The organism is Methylobacterium oxalidis (genome assembly GCF_007992195.1).
In the GTDB taxonomy this organism is placed as follows: Bacteria; Pseudomonadota; Alphaproteobacteria; order Rhizobiales; family Beijerinckiaceae; genus Methylobacterium; species Methylobacterium oxalidis.
In genome coordinates this window covers 1-1,075 of record NZ_BJZU01000108.1, presented here as the reverse complement: position 1 = coordinate 1,075, position 1,075 = coordinate 1, and the positions used below count along the sequence as shown (strand labels likewise).

General features: G+C 77.9%; 1 protein-coding gene. It reads left to right on the top strand.

Features of this window, described 5'->3' with window-relative positions; translation table 11 throughout:
* The first annotated feature begins 159 nt into the window (after window positions 1-159).
* The gene (locus MOX02_RS22750) at window positions 160-966 is read left to right on the top strand and encodes an endonuclease/exonuclease/phosphatase family protein (RefSeq protein WP_238178693.1); all 807 of its coding nucleotides are present in this window, start codon (window positions 160-162) and stop codon (window positions 964-966) included.
* Window positions 967-1,075 lie beyond the last annotated feature (109 nt).

The following is a 1,075-nucleotide window of genomic DNA, read 5'->3' as shown; positions in this document are numbered from 1 at the left end:
GCTATCCGGATAAGGCGAACCCCTCACCCCAACCCTCTCCCGTTCGGGAGAGGGAGCACGTCGCGCCCCGGCGGCCCGGCCCCCGGGGCTGCCGCGCCCTGCCGCCCGCCCTAGATGCGGTGGCCCGCGGTCCGGCGACCGCTCCGGCCCGCCCTGCGCATGGATTCCACGCCTCCCCCGCCGCCGCGGCTGCGGCTGATGACCTACAACATCCGCCATTGCCGGGGCCTCGACGGGGTGATCTCGCCCGCCCGCATCGCGGAGGTGATCGCCGCCTGCGAGCCGGACGTGGTGGCCCTGCAGGAGGTCGATGTCGGGCGGGCGCGCACCGGCGGGCTCGACCAGGCCGAGGAGATCGCCCGCCTCCTCGACATGCGCCACCACTTCCATCCGGCGCTGCAGATCCTGGAGGAGCGCTACGGCGACGCCATCCTGACGACCCGGCCCGCCCGCCTGATCCGGGCCGACGCCCTGCCGGGCCTCGACCGGCGGCCGGGCCTGGAGCCGCGCGGCGCGCTCTGGGTCGAGGTCGCGATGGGCGGCGGGCGCCTGCAGATCCTCAACACGCATCTCGGCCTGTCGGGCCGCGAGCGGGTGGCGCAGGTCGAGGCGCTGCTCGGGCCCCGCTGGCTCGGCAGCGCGCAGGCGCGGGCGCCCTTCGTGCTGGTGGGAGACCTCAACGCCACGCCGCTGTCGCGGGCCTACCGGCGCCTCGCGGCGCGTCTCGCCGACGCGCGGCGGGCGGCGGGGGCGGAGGGCCGCGGCGCGACCTTCCCGAGCCGCTGCCCGGTGCTGCGGCTCGACCACGTCTTCGTCAGCGCGGGCGTCGCGGTCGAGCGGGTGGGCGTGGTGCGCGGCCCCCTGCCGCGCCTCGCCTCGGACCACCTGCCGCTGCTGGCCGAGCTCTGCCTGGAGCCCGCCCCGGTCCGGGCCGAGGCCGGGCTGCGGGCGGCCGCGCCGGCCTGACGGTCCGGGCCGGCGACAGGCGGGGCGGGGACCCGCGTCCGATGTTTTTCTGGGGCAGAGCGGTGGGGCCGCCCCCACTTCTCCCGTCCGGGAGAGGTCGAGTCGGCGA